Below are 16,954 nucleotides of genomic sequence, written 5' to 3'. Positions count from 1 at the left end.
GAATAGATCATGGAACAAAAGAAAAAAACAAATAAAAAATTTATAATTATCATCTCTGTAATGGTATTTATAGGTCTTGTTTACGGAGGCTATACTATCATTAACGGTATGGCGCATGAAACTACAGACGATGCACAGATTGAAGCCAACATGAACCCCATTATACCACGTGTAGCAGGGTACATACAGAAAGTTTATGTGACCGATAATCAAAAAGTTTTTAAAGGTGACACCCTTTTTGTTATACAAGACGATGATTACGAAGTACAAGTTGCACAGGCAAGAGCTAATCTTGCTGCTGCAGAAAGTCAGTTACTTGTAGCCGAGGCAAGCATTAACGCTTCTAATGCAGGAGTACAAACAAGTACTGCACAAGTAAACTCTGCTCAAGGTAACATTGAAAGTGCTAAAATACGTTTATGGAGAGCCACTAACGATTATGAACGTTACAAAGATTTATACGAGAAAAAATCAATCACTAAACAACAATTTGAACAAGCAGATGCTGATAAGCAAGAAGCTGAAAAAGCTCTTGAGGTTTTACAGAATCAACAAAAAGCATCTTCTAGTCAAAGATATGCGGCTGTTACCAATTCAGATATTGCACAGAAAAAAGTAGCGGTAGCACAAGCTAATGTAGAAAGTGCAACTGCTCAGTTAAACGCTGCTATCTTAAATAGAAATTACACTATTGTAACTGCACCAATAGAGGGGCAACTTTCCGCTGTTGAGCTACAACCAGGACAATTCGTATCACCTGGTCAGGCATTGTTTTATTTAGTAAACACCACAGATAAATGGGTGGTTGCTAACTTTAAAGAAACACAATTAGAAAAATTAGAAGTGGGTCAAACTGTAACAATTGAAGTAGATGCTTTTCCAAAAGAGACGTTTATGGCAAAAGTAACTGCCTTTTCTCCTGCTACCGGAGCTAAATTCTCTTTACTACCTCCTAATAATGCTACTGGTAACTTTGTGAAAACCATTCAGCGTTTACCTGTAAAAATTAGTTTTACAAGTGAAAACAACAATGCAAAATTAGCAAAATTACGTGCCGGTATGAATGTAGTTGTAGATGTACATTTAAAATAACCTATGTCTGAAGTAAAAGCACAAATAACAGATCCTAATAGCTTAGTAGAATACGGTTTTAACAGGGTTATTATTACCATTACCGCTATTTTATGTGCGCTACTAGAGATAATAGATACCACCATTGTTAACGTAGCCCTTAACGACATTAGAGGTAGTTTGGGTGCTACATTAACAGATGTGGCGTGGGTAATTACAGCCTATGCCATTGCCAACGTAATTATTATTCCCATGACCGGATGGCTTTCCAAACAATTTGGAAGACGTAATTACTTTGCCGCTTCTATTGTAATCTTTACCGTTACTTCTTTCTTATGTGGTAATGCCACTAATATTTGGGAATTGGTAGCCTTTCGTTTTATACAAGGAATGGGAGGAGGAGCATTACTAGTAACAGCGCAAACCATTATCACCGAAAGTTATCCGATAGAAAAACGTGGTATGGCTCAAGCCATCTACGGTATGGGAGTTATTGTAGGACCAACGCTTGGTCCGCCACTTGGTGGGTATCTTGTAGATAATTACTCCTGGAGAGATATTTTCTATATTAACATTCCTGTAGGGATTGCCGCAATCATTTTAACCATCTTATTTGTAAAAAGCCCGAAATACGGAGATAAACTGAAAGCAAAACAAGTAGACTGGTTAGGAATTGGGTTATTAGCCGCCTTTATTGGTTCGTTACAGTTTGTTTTAGAACATGGTCAACAAGACGATTGGTTTGAAGAACCTTTAATTGTTGCCCTTAGTATTGTTTCATTATTTGGTTTTGTAGCCTTTATATGGAGAGAACTGGTATATGAACATCCCGTGGTAAACTTACGGGTACTCCGCGACGGAAACCTTAATGTAGGTACCCTTATGACATTTATCTTAGGATTTGGATTATATGGTTCTACCTTTATTATACCTATCTATACACAATCTATTTTAGGATGGACTGCAACCGATGCCGGTTTATTATTAATACCAAGTTCCATTACAACAGGACTTATGATGCCTATTATTGGCAAGCTGCTGCAAAAAGGAGTACCTCAGAAATATTTGGTTATAGGCGGGTTTACAACTTTCTTCCTATATAGTTTATGGATGTATTTATTGATGACACCAGATACAGGTGCAGAACATTTCTTTTGGCCACTGGTGGTGCGGGGTATTGGTTTAGGGTTACTATTTGTACCTATTACCACCCTATCACTATCTACCTTACAAGGAAAAGATATTGGAGACGGTGCAGCCTTTACAGGAATGATGCGCCAATTAGGAGGGTCTTTTGGTATTGCTATTATCACCACCTTTATTACCCGAATATCTATGCAACATAGAGTAGACTTAATTTCTAATATTACGCCTATTAAATATAAGGTACAGCAACAATTGGCTGCAACGCAACAAATGTTCATGAGCAAAGGCTTTTCATCTAACGAAGCCTTAGACAAAGCTCATAAAATGTTAGATTTATCGATTACCAAACAAAGTACGGTACTAGCCTATATGGATGTATTTCTGTATCTGGGAATCTTATTCTTACTTTGTGTTCCGTTTGTTATGTTAATTAAAAAAGGAGCCGGTAAAGTAGATATGAGTAATGCGGCACACTAAAACTATTAACAATAGTTTAGAAAAATTTTAATACAATTTATATTTTATCTGTTGTATCTTTAAATAAGAAAATTAAGACTTACAAAGTATAAGGAAAAATAATCACAGGCTTTTCGGTCAGTGAAGCCTTAGAAGAACTAAGCTTAGAGAAAGACCAAAATTTGTAAAGAATGAAGTTGTAAACGGAAAGAATGATGACAACAACTTTTGGAATTTAGAAAGCATCCCGATAGACCCCTCTTATCGGGATGTTTTTTGTTTTATACTATTCATATTCTTACTGATTCTTATTACAAATTAGCATAAACACTTTAAAAACTACTATCTGCTATAATAAACTTCATTACATTTTACGTACTTTATCTTATGAAATTTTAAAGAATGGTACAGTAGGTATGGAAAAAAACATTGAACCCGATTTAGAAGAATACTATAAAGTACATTACATTCATAAAAGTAATTGGTTGCGAGCAGCTGTATTAGGTGCTAATGATGGTATTTTATCTACTGCCAGTATTGCTGTTGGTGTAGCTGCTGCCACTACAGATAGAATATCTATTATACTGGCTACACTAGCCGGTTTAGTTGCAGGAGCACTTTCTATGGCAGCTGGAGAATATGTTTCGGTAAGCTCACAAACAGATATTGAAAAGTCAGATATTGAACGGGAAAAAAAGGAATTAGAAGAAATGCCCGAACTGGAACTTAAATTACTGGCTAAGATATATGAAACAAGAGGCCTAAGCAAAAATACTGCGCTACAAGTAGCTACAGAACTAACCGAACATAATGCCCTAGAAGCTCATGTACGAGATGAGTTAGGCATTAATGAAATGACTAAGGCAAACCCCTTACAAGCGGCCTTAGCATCGGGAGCTTCTTTCACCTGTGGAGCACTTATGCCACTATTAGTTACCATTTTTCTACCTGTAAATCATATGGTTGTTTCTCAATATGTGAGTGCCATTTTTTTTCTGATGCTACTAGGAGCTATCTCTGCCAAAACCGGAGGAGCTAATATAACAAAGGCAGTGATAAGAATTACAGTTTGGGGTACTATAGCCATGTTTTTAAGTGCATTCGCCGGACATTTGTTTAACATGGCTATTTAATAACAATCGTATATCTTTTAAAAATATTTATTTTTTGCTTGCTTAAACGTTTAATCTTTTCTACTTTTGGAGCAAACAACGTTGTAGTGAAAAAAGTTTCTATTAAAGATGTAGCCAAAAAAGCAGGTGTTTCTATTGCATCGGTTTCCTATGTTTTAAATAACAGAAAGGATAGTCGCATTAGTGAAGACACTATTAAAAAGGTGAAAAATGCTGCTCAGGAACTTAATTACAGACCCAACAAAATAGCCAAAAGTTTAAAAACACAACGTACGTTTACTTTTGGGCTTTTAGTAGCAGACATTGCTAACCCCTATTTCTCGCAACTTGCCCGAATTATTGAAGACGCCGCTAAACATATAGGGTGTACACTAATCATTGGCAGTTGTGATGAAGACAAAGAAAAATTTGAAGATCTAATAAACACCTTTTGCGATAGACAAGTGGATGGACTTATTATTGCCCCAGTAGCAAATAGTGCTAACTTTTTAGAGCGCATTCAAAAGCAAGCTATTCCGTTTGTTTTAATTGACCGCTATATTCCTAGTTTAAGAGCTACCACTATTGGCATTGATAATACCGAAGTTACTTTTAAAGGAACCGAACATCTTATTAAAAATAATAGAAAAAAGATTGCCTTTATCTCGTATATAACAGATTTACAACATCTCTTAGATAGAGAAATTGGATTTAAAAATGCATTGAAAGCTCATAAGGTTCCTATTAAAAATTCAAGACTAATAAAAGTTGATAAAGATTTTATTGACAGAGATATCGATAAAAATTTAAAACAATTGCTAACACCTAATCCGGTTATAGATGCTTTGTTTTTTAGCAGCAATAAGCTTGCTGTGGCAGGATTAAAAACACTTGTAAAACTTGGAATTGAAGTACCTGAAAAAATTGGTGTGTTAGCTTTTGATGAAGTAGAAGCTTATAAAGTTTTTAAGGTTCCTGTATCTCATATAAAACAGCCCTTATATGAAATAGGTGTACAAGCCGTAACACAATTGGAGAAAATGATTAAAGATCCGCAAACAAAGTTCCAAAAAACAACACTGGAAGCTAGTTTAATAGTTGGAGCATCCTCCTAGCTATTTTTTTTAAGACCTGCTTAAACGTTTAATCAGTTAAATTAAACACCATATAAAGAAGATGAATAATTATAATATACTATATAAATTTAATAAATTGTTTTTGCAACTTATTGCTTAAACGTTTAATCAGTTAAATCATGATACAAAATACAAATAACAAACATGTTTACTGCTTCGGTGAAGTACTATGGGATATTTTCCCTGAAGGCAAAAAAGCAGGTGGTGCTCCGTTTAATGTTGCCTATAATCTTAAACAAATGGGGATCAACTCTCATATGATAAGCAGAGTTGGATTTGATACTTTAGGAAATGAACTGTTAAACAAAGTAAAAGGCTGGGGTATTCCTGAAACAGAAATACAAATAGATAATAGCAAGCCTACAGGAACAGTTATAGCTACTATCGACAATCAAAATGAAGCTCATTATGACATTGTAGAACAAGTGGCCTGGGACTTTATTGAATGTAGAGATAATTACAAAGAGAAACTACAAACGGCTACAGCATTTATTTTTGGCAGCCTTATTACACGACATCAAACATCTTATAACACCTTATTAGCGTTAATAGAGATTGCTCCATATAAAGTCTTCGATATCAATATTCGTATGCCTTATTTTGATTTTAACAAGGTAAATGAACTACTAAAAAAATCGAATGTGGTAAAAATGAATAAGGCAGAGCTTAAAACCATTATTAACCTTTTAGACAAAACTTATTACAACGAAAAAGATAGCGTACAATTTATACATGAGCATTATTCATTAGACGAAGTTATTATTACAAAAGGAAGTAAAGGCGCTTTATATATGAATAATAAAGACTATTACTCCGTCTCAGCACTACCTGTAACCATTGCAGACACCGTGGGTAGTGGAGATGCTTTTTTAGCGGGTTTTATTTCTAAAAAAATCACTGGAGGTACCCCGCTTGAAGCTGTTAAACAAGGTATTGATCTAGGTGCTTTTATTACTTCAAATCACGGTGCTTGTCCAGACTATACAATGGAAGATTTTAATAACTTTTTAAAAACGACAACACAACGCTTTTCCCTTTAATATAAACACTTATTACAAGATTATGAAAACTACAAATCATACCCCGCCCGTAGTGTCTAAAATGGCACTTATTCCTTTTGCTTTAGTTACTTTACTCTTTGCCCTTTGGGGATTTGCCAATGCTGTTACAGATCCCATGGTACATGCTTTTAAAAAAGTACTAGAACTCTCCTACTCCCAAGCATCTATGGTGCAAATGGCTTTTTATGGAGGATATTTTTGTATGGCATTACCAGCAGCTATGTTTATGCGAAAGTACTCTTATAAAACCGGAGTACTTATTGGGCTTGCTTTATATGCCGTTGGTGCCTTACTTTTTTATCCTGCAGCGATTACAGAACAGTTTGGTTTCTTTTGCTTTGGTTTATACATACTTACCTTTGGCTTGGCTTTTTTAGAAACCTCTGCCAACCCCTATATCTTAGCTATGGGGGCTAAAGAAACGGCAACACAACGATTAAATCTAGCGCAGGCTTTTAATCCTGTTGGTTTAATTGCCGGAATTTTGGTGGCGCAACAATTTGTCTTGAAAAATTTACAGTCTGATGACATTACCAATTTTAAAACATTGGATGAAGCCACTAAAACCATGATTAGAACAGCTGATTTAATGGTTATTAGAAACCCGTATGTTATCTTAGGACTCGTAATTACTCTTGTATTTATTCTGTTTCTAACAATTAAGATGCCTCAAAGCACAAGTAATGACAAAGTTTCAAATATTACGAAAACCTTTTCTAGCATTGTTAAAAACAAAACATACATATTAGGCGTACTGTCTCAAACACTCTACATGGGAGGACAAATAATGTGTTGGACCTATATTTATTCGTATGCTGAAGCCATACATATAGACAACGTTACCACAGGATACTACCAAATTGGAGCCTTTCTAGTTTTTACTGTAGGACGCATTGTGGGTACCTACTTATTAAAATTTCTGACACCAGGTAAATTGCTAGGTTATTTTTCGGGGTTGGCAGTATGCTTTGCCTTCTTAACAATTACTATACACGGCACTATTGGACTTTATGCATTAGTAGCTATATCCTTCTGTATGTCTATTATGTACCCTACTAACTACGGTATTGCCTTAAGTAGCCTTACTGAAGAACAAGCTAAAATTGGCTCAGCCGGACTGGTTATGGCTATTGTAGGTGGTGCGTTAATGCCAAATCTTCAAGGGCAGTTAATAGATCTTTCTACTAGCGGTACAGAAAAGTTTTCAATTCTGGGAATAAGCATGGTTAACTTCTCATTCATATTGCCTTTATGCTGCTTTTTATATATCGCTTGGTACGGGTTTTATACGGCTAAAAAAGAGAAAACCAAAAGTATTTAACCACTTCATTATAACGAATTCATCTCTATGTAGATAGTAACAAAACATATCATGGAACATAAAAATATTGTTCGTTGCCTAGTAGTTTTACTAGCCGCAACAGGGTGTTTACATGCCCAAATTACCATAACAAACAAGAACTTTTCTTTTGGTACAACCGGAAGAATTGGCTTTGCATACTCTCCACAAATTGAAGGTCATACTGGGCGTCAACTAAATCTATTGGGACAAGGTTCCTTAGGAGGACGAATGGATCAGGGAGATTATATGGATTTACTACCTGCTTTTCATTTTACTCCTGTGAATACCAATAAAGACAGTACGGTAATCGATTTTCAGGTAAGGTTAGCCTTTTACTCTGGTAACAGTACCTTTCTAGGCAATGTTACTTCTAATAACATAAACGGATTAGTTGTTAGCTTACCTGAGGCTTTTGTAGAAGCTCGTAATATAAATGGGAGTGACTGGAGTGCCTGGGCCGGTGCTCGGTATATGCGCTATGACGATATTCATATTGCAGACTATTTTTATTTTGACGACCATTCTGCACAAGGTTTTGGTTTACAATATAAAAACACCAAACTATCTATGTACTTTCCGGCTATTATAGATACCACCTCAACAAGCACTACTCCTTACTCCTATTCTAACATCATTACCGGAAATGAAAATCTCACGTACCGACAACGCGAAGTATTGGTACTTGAGCAGAAGTTACAAATAGGTACAAAAAACAATGTAAAGCTATTAGCAGAGTACCATAATGTACCTGAAATTTCGGAAAACAGTACCGTAGACTATCCCTCCGATTGGGGATGGGTAGCAGGGGCTAAACTAAACACCTCCTTGCAAACACAAAAGAAAGGTTCATTTAATCAATTTGCCATGAGATACGGAGCAGGTATTGCCAATGGAGGTGATAACGGTAACACCCAAACCTGGCGAACGTATGGTGCTCCCGATTCTAATGGGGTATATAAGGGAGCTTTTTCGTTTACTATAGTTGAACATTTGCTATTAAATCTTTCTGATAGATGGAGTATCAATCCGTATGCTGTGTATATTCATAGTAAAGGTGGATCCAATAGTAACCATCAGGCATCAAGCTTTTACAACACATCTATATACAATCGCAAAACAGATATAGCACTAGGAAGTCGATTTATATACTATGCCAGCAACACCATTCATCTATTATCCGAATTGCATTTCACACAGCGTAAAGATGGATATAACCCGAATGCGCAGATGGTAAAGTTTACTTTAGCGCCAACTATTGCGCCTACAGCAGAACGTAGTCCGTGGGCACGTCCTCATATACGGTTTATAGCCTCAGTAGCATGGTATAACGACTTTGCTAAAAATAACTTCTACTCCCCATTTCTGGTACAAGCAGGTAAAAAACAACTGGGCACCTATTTTGGTGTACGATCAGAATGGTGGATATTCTAACTCTAAAACAAAATACAATGAACATTACTTACGGAGCATCTATGTTATCTTTCATTCCTCCTAACTGGAAAGAAGAAAACGTTCTTTATGCCATAGAACACATTGCCGCAAACAAGTTTGACCTTATAGAACTGCTTTTACCACACCACGATAAAGTTGACACTCATAAACTAAAAAGGCACCTACAAAAATACTCATTACAGGTAAGTTGTGCATTAAACTTAGATGCAGAAACGCACATACCTACACACCCTCACGAAGCATTAGACCTTATAAAAAAGTCATTGGAAACAGCAGCAACACTAGGCGCCACTTTTATTGGAGGAGTGTTGCACTCTGGTATTGGTGTTTTCTCTGGAAACCCTGTTACTCAAGAAGAACTAAAGATTATTTCTGAAGTTCTTCATAAGGCAGCTATATACGCTAATAATCTGGGTATTACCATAGGTATAGAACCTATAAACAGATATGAAAGTTATGTATGTAACACAGCCAATAATGTATTAGCTCTTATTAATAGTATCGGAGAGTCTAATCTTGTAGTACATTTAGATACGTTTCATATGAATATTGAAGAAGCAAACTTTCACGATCCAATAATAGCGTCTGGCAATAAGCTAAAACACCTGCACATAACCGAAAGTAACCGAGGAAAACCCGGAGACGGTACTATTAACTGGAGTGAACTCTTTAATGCTTTAAAAACTATTGATTTTGAAGGAAATTTAGTTTTAGAAAACTTTTCGTCTCATGTAAAGGGTATGCAAAGTGCCGTATCGTTATGGCAACCCTCAAAACTTACTGCAAAAGAACTAGCATCACAAAGTTTGATGTACTTAAAAACACACGTACAAACTTTATAAGTTTGCAAAAACTCCGATACAATACAAGCATGCCGCCTTATAAGCTGGTATGCTTATTTTATTCCTCCATCCATTTTTTATATTCATGAAAAGCATCGGCTAAATAAAACTCAGCTAAACTTTCACTAGATGCGTTTAAAATTTTATCATCCTTTTTATTATCCACTATATAATATAAAAATGTAGTAAAATCATCTCCATCAAGTCCTAAAGTAGTTGTGGAATACACATAAAAATGCTCAAACATTTTATCAAAATTCCCTTTATCAACAGAAAGCTCTAAACGCCTCAAACGCTTTTTACGCTCACCACTAAGTGCCATGAGAATACTTTCCAAACTACCTTTTTCAGTAAATTTAGCAATACGTTCATCTTTATTATAATGCTTAACTATTCCGAATATAATCCCCAAACTCATTGCGTTTATAGTATCGGTCTGTACTATAACCTCTCCAAGTTCTTCAGGCACTTCATGCATATTTATAAGAAGAAATTTATTGGTTATATCATCTTTGGAAACGCAAATAACCACGTCCTGTAACCCCATAGAAACGCATCGCAAGGTATCTCCTTTATGAACATTCAACAGAAATTTCCCATTTTTAGTAGTTATGGTAAAATTTCCGGCTGTCATATTTTTCACATACACATCGGGTAACGCAATGGTATCCTGAATAATTTTACCTTCCATTAAAACTCCTTCATCTTGCCCAAACGAATATAGAGAAACCAACCCCAATAAAAAATATAAAAAATAATGCTTTATCATCCGAATAATTTATAATATAAGTGACTATCTAATCCTGATTTTTAAATTCCTGATAGATTTCTGTTAAATAAAATTCACTAAGTTCCTCGTCCATAGAAAGCAGTTCCTCGTCCTTTTTATAATCCACAATATAGTACATAAACTGTTTTACCTGAGACTCCGGCACCTTTAAGGTCATAACCGAATAAGAATAAAAACGATTATAAAGTTCTTCTACATTGATTTTATCCTTATCTAGGGCTACCATTTTCTTTAACTTTTTAGTTCTTCCACTAATGGCATTTATAACAGGATCTAAAGGCATTCCTCCTACTAAAAGCCCTAGTAACTGTATAGGGCGAAATTCAGAAGCTTTTAATTGTCGTTCGTTTTTAGTTAAATGAACTCGTTTTTCACTAACAATTCCTAACGTAACCTCATCAATCACTTGTTTTTCTACAACTACATCACTTAACTCCTCTGTAGCTACCTCCATAGAAATTTGTATATACTTTTTATCATACTCATCTGCAGTAAGCACATGTACCTTATCTTTCATTCCTAAATACACAAACCTCAAGGTATCTCCTATATTAACAGGAAGCATAAACCTCCCTTTTTGAGAAGTCAATGTAAAAACTTTAGTTGAAACATTTCGGACATAAACCCCTGATAACTTAAAAGAATCACCATCGACAATACCGGCTATCATATTTTCAGGTATATTTTGTGCCTTTATTGTACCAGATGAAATAAAAACTAATATACATATCAAAAAACATTGAAGTACATTCATTACTTTTATTAATTAAAGGAAATAAATGTAATATTTTTAAGTATTCAGAAATGTTAAGATCGCGTTTTCACCCTTAATTTAACAAATCATTATATGTTAAAACTATAAATCTATTTCACCTTTGAAGTATGGAGTATACTGAAGGACTCTAAAATCTATAGTAGTGTATGATTTATTTTCTGCCTTCATTTTTTTATATAATGGGTTACTCCCCACAGCTCGATTAGCCGATCCGGAAGGAGCTGTTAAAGAAACCGTTGTAATGATTCTACCATCTAAAATAAACGTATGTATTTTTGGTGTAGTAGCATTCATAAGGTCTAAGGCAAGATGATATTTTTTTAAATGTTTTCTAAAGAAATATTCCGGTCCATTTTTAGAATTTCCTCCAGTAAAAAGTAAAGTAACTACTTTTGGATGTGCCCTTAAATAACCTATCAAATCTCGCAACTCAACATTGAGCATCCCAAGATCTGAAGCATCTATTTTAGAACGGTATGCTCTTTCTACAATGTCACAAATACCAATACCATTATTCTCTAGAAAAGCCTTTCGTTGATTTATTGCATAAGTGGTATTTTCAAAAATTAAATCTAAATTATAAATACGATTAAGTATTGGCCATAATTGCCCATCGATGCTTCCATAGCAAAAATCAACATCTCTTGGTTTAAGTTCACCTGTAGTAAACCTAGGAGGTGGTAATGTACCAACAATTAGTTTAGTTGCATTTTCAGGTATAAATGGCTTGTATGGATGTTGATGTAAAAACATAAATGCCTCAAAGTGTATTTAGCAACTCTCTTACCTTAGAAAAGACCAGACTGTTTTTACGATAGTTTTTGCGTTGCATGTGCTTAGACTCCGAAAGTATATCTTCTAAAATTTCCTTTGCTTCAGTAATTTTGCTTCTTTCAATTAAAAATTGAGCTAAATAATAGCGCTCCCCATAATTTTTATAAGGTATATTTACTTTCATTAATTCTTGCTCAGCCTTCGTTGTTTTGCCTAATTTTTCTAATGCCTTAGCATATAAAAATTGATACTCCGACTGCTTAAACTCTACCTTATTAATAATTTTCTGTGTATATGCTATCACCTTATCATACTCCTCTAAAGCATCATATACTTTAATTAAATTGGCTACGCCATAATAATCGTTCTCATAGTTTCCTTTTAAAGCGCTTAAATACATATCCCTAGCCTCTTCATAACGTTGATTCTGAGCATAGGCATCTGCTAGCATAATTCGGTTTTCAAAAGTATCTAAAAACTCCAATTGCTTTTCAAGATTATTAACTCGTTTTGCTGGGTAGATAGCATTTACGGCTTGCTCCGTAGATATGGATACAGATGTTTTTGCAAATGATACTTGAGTAAACAAATAAATAAGTCCACCTATACCAGGAAGAAAGAGAATAATAAAAAACCAATAATATTCCTTACCATTCTTATAAGCATGGTAAATACAAAACGCGTTTAATGCAAGACCTATATAATAATACATAATAGCTACAAGATAACCTTTATCTTACAAATACCAATTCATTTTTCTTGGTAGTATATTCTTCACTAAATCCATATCCGTCATAATTAAAGCCTTTTAATTCTTCTAAAGTAGTTACATTATTATCAATAATGTAGCGAACCATAGAACCTCTGGCTTTTTTAGCATAAAAGCTGATAATTTTTAATTTATCTCCTTTCCAATCTTTAAATACCGGAGTAATAACAGGCACTTTTAAAGCCTTAGTATCCACTGCTCCAAAGTATTCATTGCTGGCCAGATTTAAAAAAATTTCTCCCTCCGCTACTTCTTCATTTAGTTTTTTGGTTACTTTTTTTTTCCAAAATTCATATAAGTCTTTGTTCTTCCCTACAGAAAACTTGGTTCCCATTTCTAAACGGTACGGCTGCATTAAATCTAACGGTTTTAAAACCCCATATAAACCAGATAGTATGCGCAAAGTATCTTGTAATGTGTCTAATTTTTCCTTAGGAATAGTATAAGCATCCAATCCTGTATACACATCTCCGTTAAACGCATACATAGCCGGCCTAGCATTCTCTAAAGTAAACGGTACATGAAAATCTTGATTACGTTGCCAGTTAAGCTCGGCCAGTTTATCTGAAATCCCCATTAATTCAGATAACATTTTAGGTGATTGCTTTTTCAATAAACTATTTAAACGTTCTGCTTCTTTTAAAAAAAAAGGTACCGTATATTCCTCAAAAGGAAGCTTGCTATCATAATCTAACGATTTGGCCGGAGAGACAACTATTTTCATAACGTATGTATTTCTTACAATTTAAGCTAATATATCAGGCTATCATAGTTAAAAATAACCCGACTGTTAGTAACATATTATCTATTTTCATTTACAAAGATAAACAGCCAAAAAAGCAGAAACAATGTAATTATTTAGATTATTATTATAGCTGTATCAATTTTTACGATACCATCTATTCTATATCGTTTATGTGTTTTGCATAGGTACGCCACTTTTCTATACATTCTTGCATATCGGAGGGTAAATCAGACGTAAAACGCATAAACTCACCCGTAGTTGGATGTTCAAAACCAAGGGTTTTGGCATGTAGCGCCTGACGTGGTAATAATTTAAAACAATTATCTACAAACTGTTTGTATTTAGTAAAGGTAGTTCCTTTAAGAATTCGTTCTCCTCCATAGCGCTCATCATTAAACAAGGTATGCCCAATATGTTTCATATGTGCCCGTATTTGGTGCGTTCTACCAGTTTCAAGGGTACAATTTACCATGGTTATATAACCAAACCTTTCTACTACCTTATAATGTGTTACCGCTTCTTTACCATATTCACCATTCGGAAAAACATCCATCTGAAGTCTGTTTTTCAAATGCCTTCCTATATGTCCGGTAACAGTACCTTCCTCTTCTTCAAAAGTACCCCAAACAAGGGCTATATATTCTCTTTCAGAAGTTTTATTAAAAAACTGTTTAGACAAATAACTTAAGGCATGCTCCGTTTTAGCAACTACCAACAGACCACTGGTATCTTTATCAATACGGTGTACTAAACCAGGGCGTTCGTTACTATTTAACGGTAAGTTTTCAAAATGATATATAAGAGCATTTATAAGTGTTCCCGAATAATTGCCATGCCCCGGATGTACCACCATACCGGCAGGTTTATTTACTACTAATAGCTGATCATCTTCATATACTATATCTAAAGAAATATTTTCAGGAGTAAGTAAATATTCGTGTGGTGGGTGTTCAAAAAGAACTTTAATTTCATCAAAAGCCTTAACCTTATAGTTTTGTTTTACGGCAACATCATTCACATAGATATTACCGTTTTTAGCTGCTTGCTGAATTTTATTTCGCGTAGCATTCTCTATACGGTTCATTAAAAACTTGTCTATACGAAAAGGCTGTTGTCCTTTATCGGCTTTAAAGCTGTAATGCTCATAAAGCTCATCGTCATTAAATTCTGCCTCGTTATTAGTCTTATTCTCCTGCATTTATAGTATTTATAGAGTCTATTTTTACTTGTTGAAGAGAATCAATTACAGGTTCTCCAAATTTTGGAGCATCCGGATCAATTCCATTTCCACATATTAAATCGATTACTGAAGTTTTTTGAAATTTATCTCCGGCATAAATGGTATCCCCTTTATGCAACGCACCTAACACCATGTCCTTACCAATATCATCTACATACTCAACTTCTCCTATTTCTAGTCCTATGGCCTTAAGCATGGCTTGTGCATTTCTCTTGGTCAACTGTTTAAGCTGCGGTAAAGTAACCTTTCTGTAACCAGACGGGTTAATACGTACATATACCTTTCGGTGCTCTTTTACATGTTCTCCTGCCTTGGGTTCCTGACTAATCACTGCATATCTAGGCACATTAGGATTGTATTCTGCAGAGTCAGAAACTTCTATTCGTAAGGTTTCTTTTTCGGTCATTTCTTTTGCCACTCGTAACGACATTTTTGAAAGATCAGGAACTACTACAAACTCACCATGGTTTGTGGTACTGTCTAACCATTGCAACACAATAAAAATAAATAAGCAAAGTGCTACAAGAGCAAGACCTATCTGTATTAAAAAGGTCTTACTGAAAAGAAACTTTATAAAATTCATCATAGTTATTTTATTTAGCAAATATATATAAAAGTGTTTTCTTTTTACCCTTTCAAATTTTATAGATACTTTTGAAATAAGAAATCGACTTCTGAGGCTAGTCTCAGAGCTATTGTATCTCGACTTTCGGGTTTAATTAACTTATATACCAGTAGTAACGCCCTATGAAAAAAAACATTGCCATAATTATGGGTGGTTTTTCAAGTGAATACCAAATTTCCTTGAAAAGTGGAAACGTTGTATACCAGCACTTACCAAAAGAAAAGTACCATGCATTTCGTGTTCATATTTTTAAAGAAAAATGGGTTTATGTAGATGATAATGACATTGAATATCCTATTGATAAGAACGATTTCTCGGTTACAGCTAATGACACTAAAATTACTTTTGATGTGGTATTTAATGCTATTCATGGCAGCCCGGGAGAAAATGGTTATATGCAAGCTTATTTTGCCTTACTAGGAATTCCACAAACCAGTTGTGGTTTTTATCAGGCTGCTACTACTTTTAATAAAAGAGATTTATTGGCTATTTTAAAACCATACGGAATTAAAACGGCTACATCTTTTTATGTAAATAAAGGAGACGCTATTGAAGTTGCTACTATAGTAGATAAAGTAGGGCTACCTTGTTTTGTTAAGGCTAACAATGCCGGAAGTAGTTTTGGGGTAACTAAAGTGCACAAAGCAGAAGACATGATGAATGCTATTGAAGTTGCCTTTAAAGAAGATGATGAAATTATTATCGAATCGTTTCTTTCTGGTACAGAAGTATCTGTAGGGGTTATTAATTACCAAGGTACTGTAACCGTACTTCCTATTACAGAGATTGTTAGCGAAAATGATTTCTTTGATTACGAAGCCAAATATTTAGGTAAATCACAAGAGATTACACCTGCAAGAATTTCTCTTACACAAGAAAGTAATGTAAGTACTGTTGCCAAACTTATTTATAAAGTTTTAAAAATGAGCGGTTTTAGCAGAAGTGAGTTTATTTTTATTGAAGACACCCCATACTTACTGGAAGTAAATACCATACCCGGACTTACAGAAGCGAGTATATTGCCACAGCAAGCAGCCAAAGCTGGTATTACATTACCCGAATTATTTGAAAACGCCATAGAAATGGCAACTTTAAAATAGCGTAAAGTAGCATAAAGAATGTAATTATGAAACGAGCCATTTTTCCGGGATCTTTTGATCCTATAACATTAGGTCATTACGATATTATAAAAAGAGGATGTAAACTTTTTGATGAGGTTATAGTTGCCATTGGCATTAACTCGGATAAGAATTATATGTTTTCATTAGAAGAACGTAAAAAGTTTATTGAAAACGCATTTAAGGATGAGCCTATTGTTAAAGTAACTACCTATAAAGGATTAACGGTTGACTTTTGTAAAGAGGTTGATGCCGATTTCATATTAAGAGGATTGAGAAATCCGGCTGATTTTGAATTTGAAAAAGCTATTGCACATACCAATAGAAAGCTCTCTTATATAGAAACTGTATTTTTGCTTACAGCTGCCAAGACTTCATTTATTTCATCTTCTATTGTTAGAGATGTTATCAGAAATAATGGAGACTATACAGTGTTGGTTCCGGATAGTGTTAAATTTTAACCAATACATTTTTTTTGGGTATAATATATATCACATATT

General features: G+C 34.6%; 17 protein-coding genes. 10 read left to right on the top strand and 7 right to left on the bottom strand.

The window, feature by feature from the left end:
* The first annotated feature begins 9 nt into the window (after positions 1–9).
* The 8 genes from NBRC110019_RS05825 to NBRC110019_RS05790 all read left to right on the top strand — a co-directional run bounded on the left by NBRC110019_RS05825 (position 10) and on the right by NBRC110019_RS05790 (position 9,618).
* On the top strand, positions 10–1,092 hold the full coding sequence (locus NBRC110019_RS05825) for an HlyD family secretion protein (protein WP_281753202.1): 1,083 nt from the start codon (positions 10–12) through the stop codon (positions 1,090–1,092).
* A gap of 3 nt (positions 1,093–1,095) precedes the next feature.
* Positions 1,096–2,694 carry an MDR family MFS transporter gene (locus tag NBRC110019_RS05820; protein ID WP_281753200.1) on the top strand — a complete coding sequence of 533 codons (1,599 nt, stop codon included), beginning with the start codon at positions 1,096–1,098 and terminating at the stop codon, positions 2,692–2,694.
* Positions 2,695–3,089: 395 nt separating this feature from the next.
* Positions 3,090–3,806, top strand: coding sequence for a VIT1/CCC1 transporter family protein (locus NBRC110019_RS05815; protein ID WP_281753198.1), 717 nt, complete (start codon positions 3,090–3,092; stop codon positions 3,804–3,806).
* An 86-nt stretch (positions 3,807–3,892) separates the two neighbouring features.
* Complete coding sequence (locus NBRC110019_RS05810) at positions 3,893–4,900, top strand: LacI family DNA-binding transcriptional regulator (RefSeq protein WP_281753196.1); 1,008 nt, start codon at positions 3,893–3,895, stop codon at positions 4,898–4,900.
* 140 nt (positions 4,901–5,040) lie between these two features.
* Complete coding sequence (locus tag NBRC110019_RS05805) at positions 5,041–5,961, top strand: carbohydrate kinase family protein (RefSeq protein WP_281753194.1); 921 nt, start codon at positions 5,041–5,043, stop codon at positions 5,959–5,961.
* 22 nt (positions 5,962–5,983) lie between these two features.
* On the top strand, positions 5,984–7,303 hold the full coding sequence (fucP, locus tag NBRC110019_RS05800; protein WP_281753192.1) for an L-fucose:H+ symporter permease: 1,320 nt from the start codon (positions 5,984–5,986) through the stop codon (positions 7,301–7,303).
* 51 nt (positions 7,304–7,354) lie between these two features.
* Complete coding sequence (locus NBRC110019_RS05795; RefSeq protein ID WP_281753191.1) at positions 7,355–8,755, top strand: carbohydrate porin; 1,401 nt, start codon at positions 7,355–7,357, stop codon at positions 8,753–8,755.
* A gap of 17 nt (positions 8,756–8,772) precedes the next feature.
* Positions 8,773–9,618 carry a sugar phosphate isomerase/epimerase family protein gene (locus tag NBRC110019_RS05790; RefSeq protein ID WP_281753190.1) on the top strand — a complete coding sequence of 282 codons (846 nt, stop codon included), beginning with the start codon at positions 8,773–8,775 and terminating at the stop codon, positions 9,616–9,618.
* A gap of 58 nt (positions 9,619–9,676) precedes the next feature.
* On the opposite strand, the gene NBRC110019_RS05785 is transcribed toward NBRC110019_RS05790, so the two are convergent.
* From NBRC110019_RS05785 to NBRC110019_RS05755, 7 genes are all read right to left on the bottom strand, one after another.
* Positions 9,677–10,387, bottom strand: a complete 711-nt coding sequence (locus NBRC110019_RS05785; RefSeq protein WP_281753189.1) for a hypothetical protein — start codon at positions 10,385–10,387, stop codon at positions 9,677–9,679.
* Positions 10,388–10,415: 28 nt separating this feature from the next.
* A complete protein-coding gene (locus NBRC110019_RS05780; protein WP_281753187.1) occupies positions 10,416–11,078 on the bottom strand; it encodes a hypothetical protein in 663 nt (220 codons plus the stop codon).
* A 186-nt stretch (positions 11,079–11,264) separates the two neighbouring features.
* Entirely contained in the window at positions 11,265–11,936 is a 672-nt protein-coding gene (locus tag NBRC110019_RS05775; RefSeq protein ID WP_281753185.1) for a uracil-DNA glycosylase family protein, read from the bottom strand.
* Between the two features lie 7 nt (positions 11,937–11,943).
* Complete coding sequence (locus tag NBRC110019_RS05770) at positions 11,944–12,669, bottom strand: hypothetical protein (protein ID WP_281753183.1); 726 nt, start codon at positions 12,667–12,669, stop codon at positions 11,944–11,946.
* Between the two features lie 19 nt (positions 12,670–12,688).
* Positions 12,689–13,450 carry a peroxide stress protein YaaA gene (gene yaaA / locus NBRC110019_RS05765; RefSeq protein WP_281753181.1) on the bottom strand — a complete coding sequence of 254 codons (762 nt, stop codon included), beginning with the start codon at positions 13,448–13,450 and terminating at the stop codon, positions 12,689–12,691.
* A gap of 175 nt (positions 13,451–13,625) precedes the next feature.
* A complete protein-coding gene (locus NBRC110019_RS05760; RefSeq protein ID WP_281753179.1) occupies positions 13,626–14,669 on the bottom strand; it encodes an RluA family pseudouridine synthase in 1,044 nt (347 codons plus the stop codon).
* Complete coding sequence (locus NBRC110019_RS05755; RefSeq protein WP_281753177.1) at positions 14,656–15,297, bottom strand: PASTA domain-containing protein; 642 nt, start codon at positions 15,295–15,297, stop codon at positions 14,656–14,658. The genes NBRC110019_RS05760 and NBRC110019_RS05755 overlap by 14 nt, the downstream gene beginning before the upstream one ends.
* Before the next feature lie 161 nt (positions 15,298–15,458).
* Between NBRC110019_RS05755 and NBRC110019_RS05750 the strand changes: the two genes are divergently transcribed.
* Complete coding sequence (locus NBRC110019_RS05750) at positions 15,459–16,436, top strand: D-alanine--D-alanine ligase (protein ID WP_281753175.1); 978 nt, start codon at positions 15,459–15,461, stop codon at positions 16,434–16,436.
* Positions 16,437–16,462: 26 nt separating this feature from the next.
* Positions 16,463–16,915, top strand: a complete 453-nt coding sequence (gene coaD / locus NBRC110019_RS05745) for a pantetheine-phosphate adenylyltransferase (RefSeq protein WP_281753173.1) — start codon at positions 16,463–16,465, stop codon at positions 16,913–16,915.
* Positions 16,916–16,954 lie beyond the last annotated feature (39 nt).

It is taken from the genome of Neptunitalea chrysea, assembly GCF_027924145.1.
Classification (GTDB): domain Bacteria; phylum Bacteroidota; class Bacteroidia; order Flavobacteriales; family Flavobacteriaceae; genus Neptunitalea; species Neptunitalea chrysea.
Note: the sequence above shows the minus strand (reverse complement) of the source record. Positions and strands in the feature narration are given on the sequence as shown.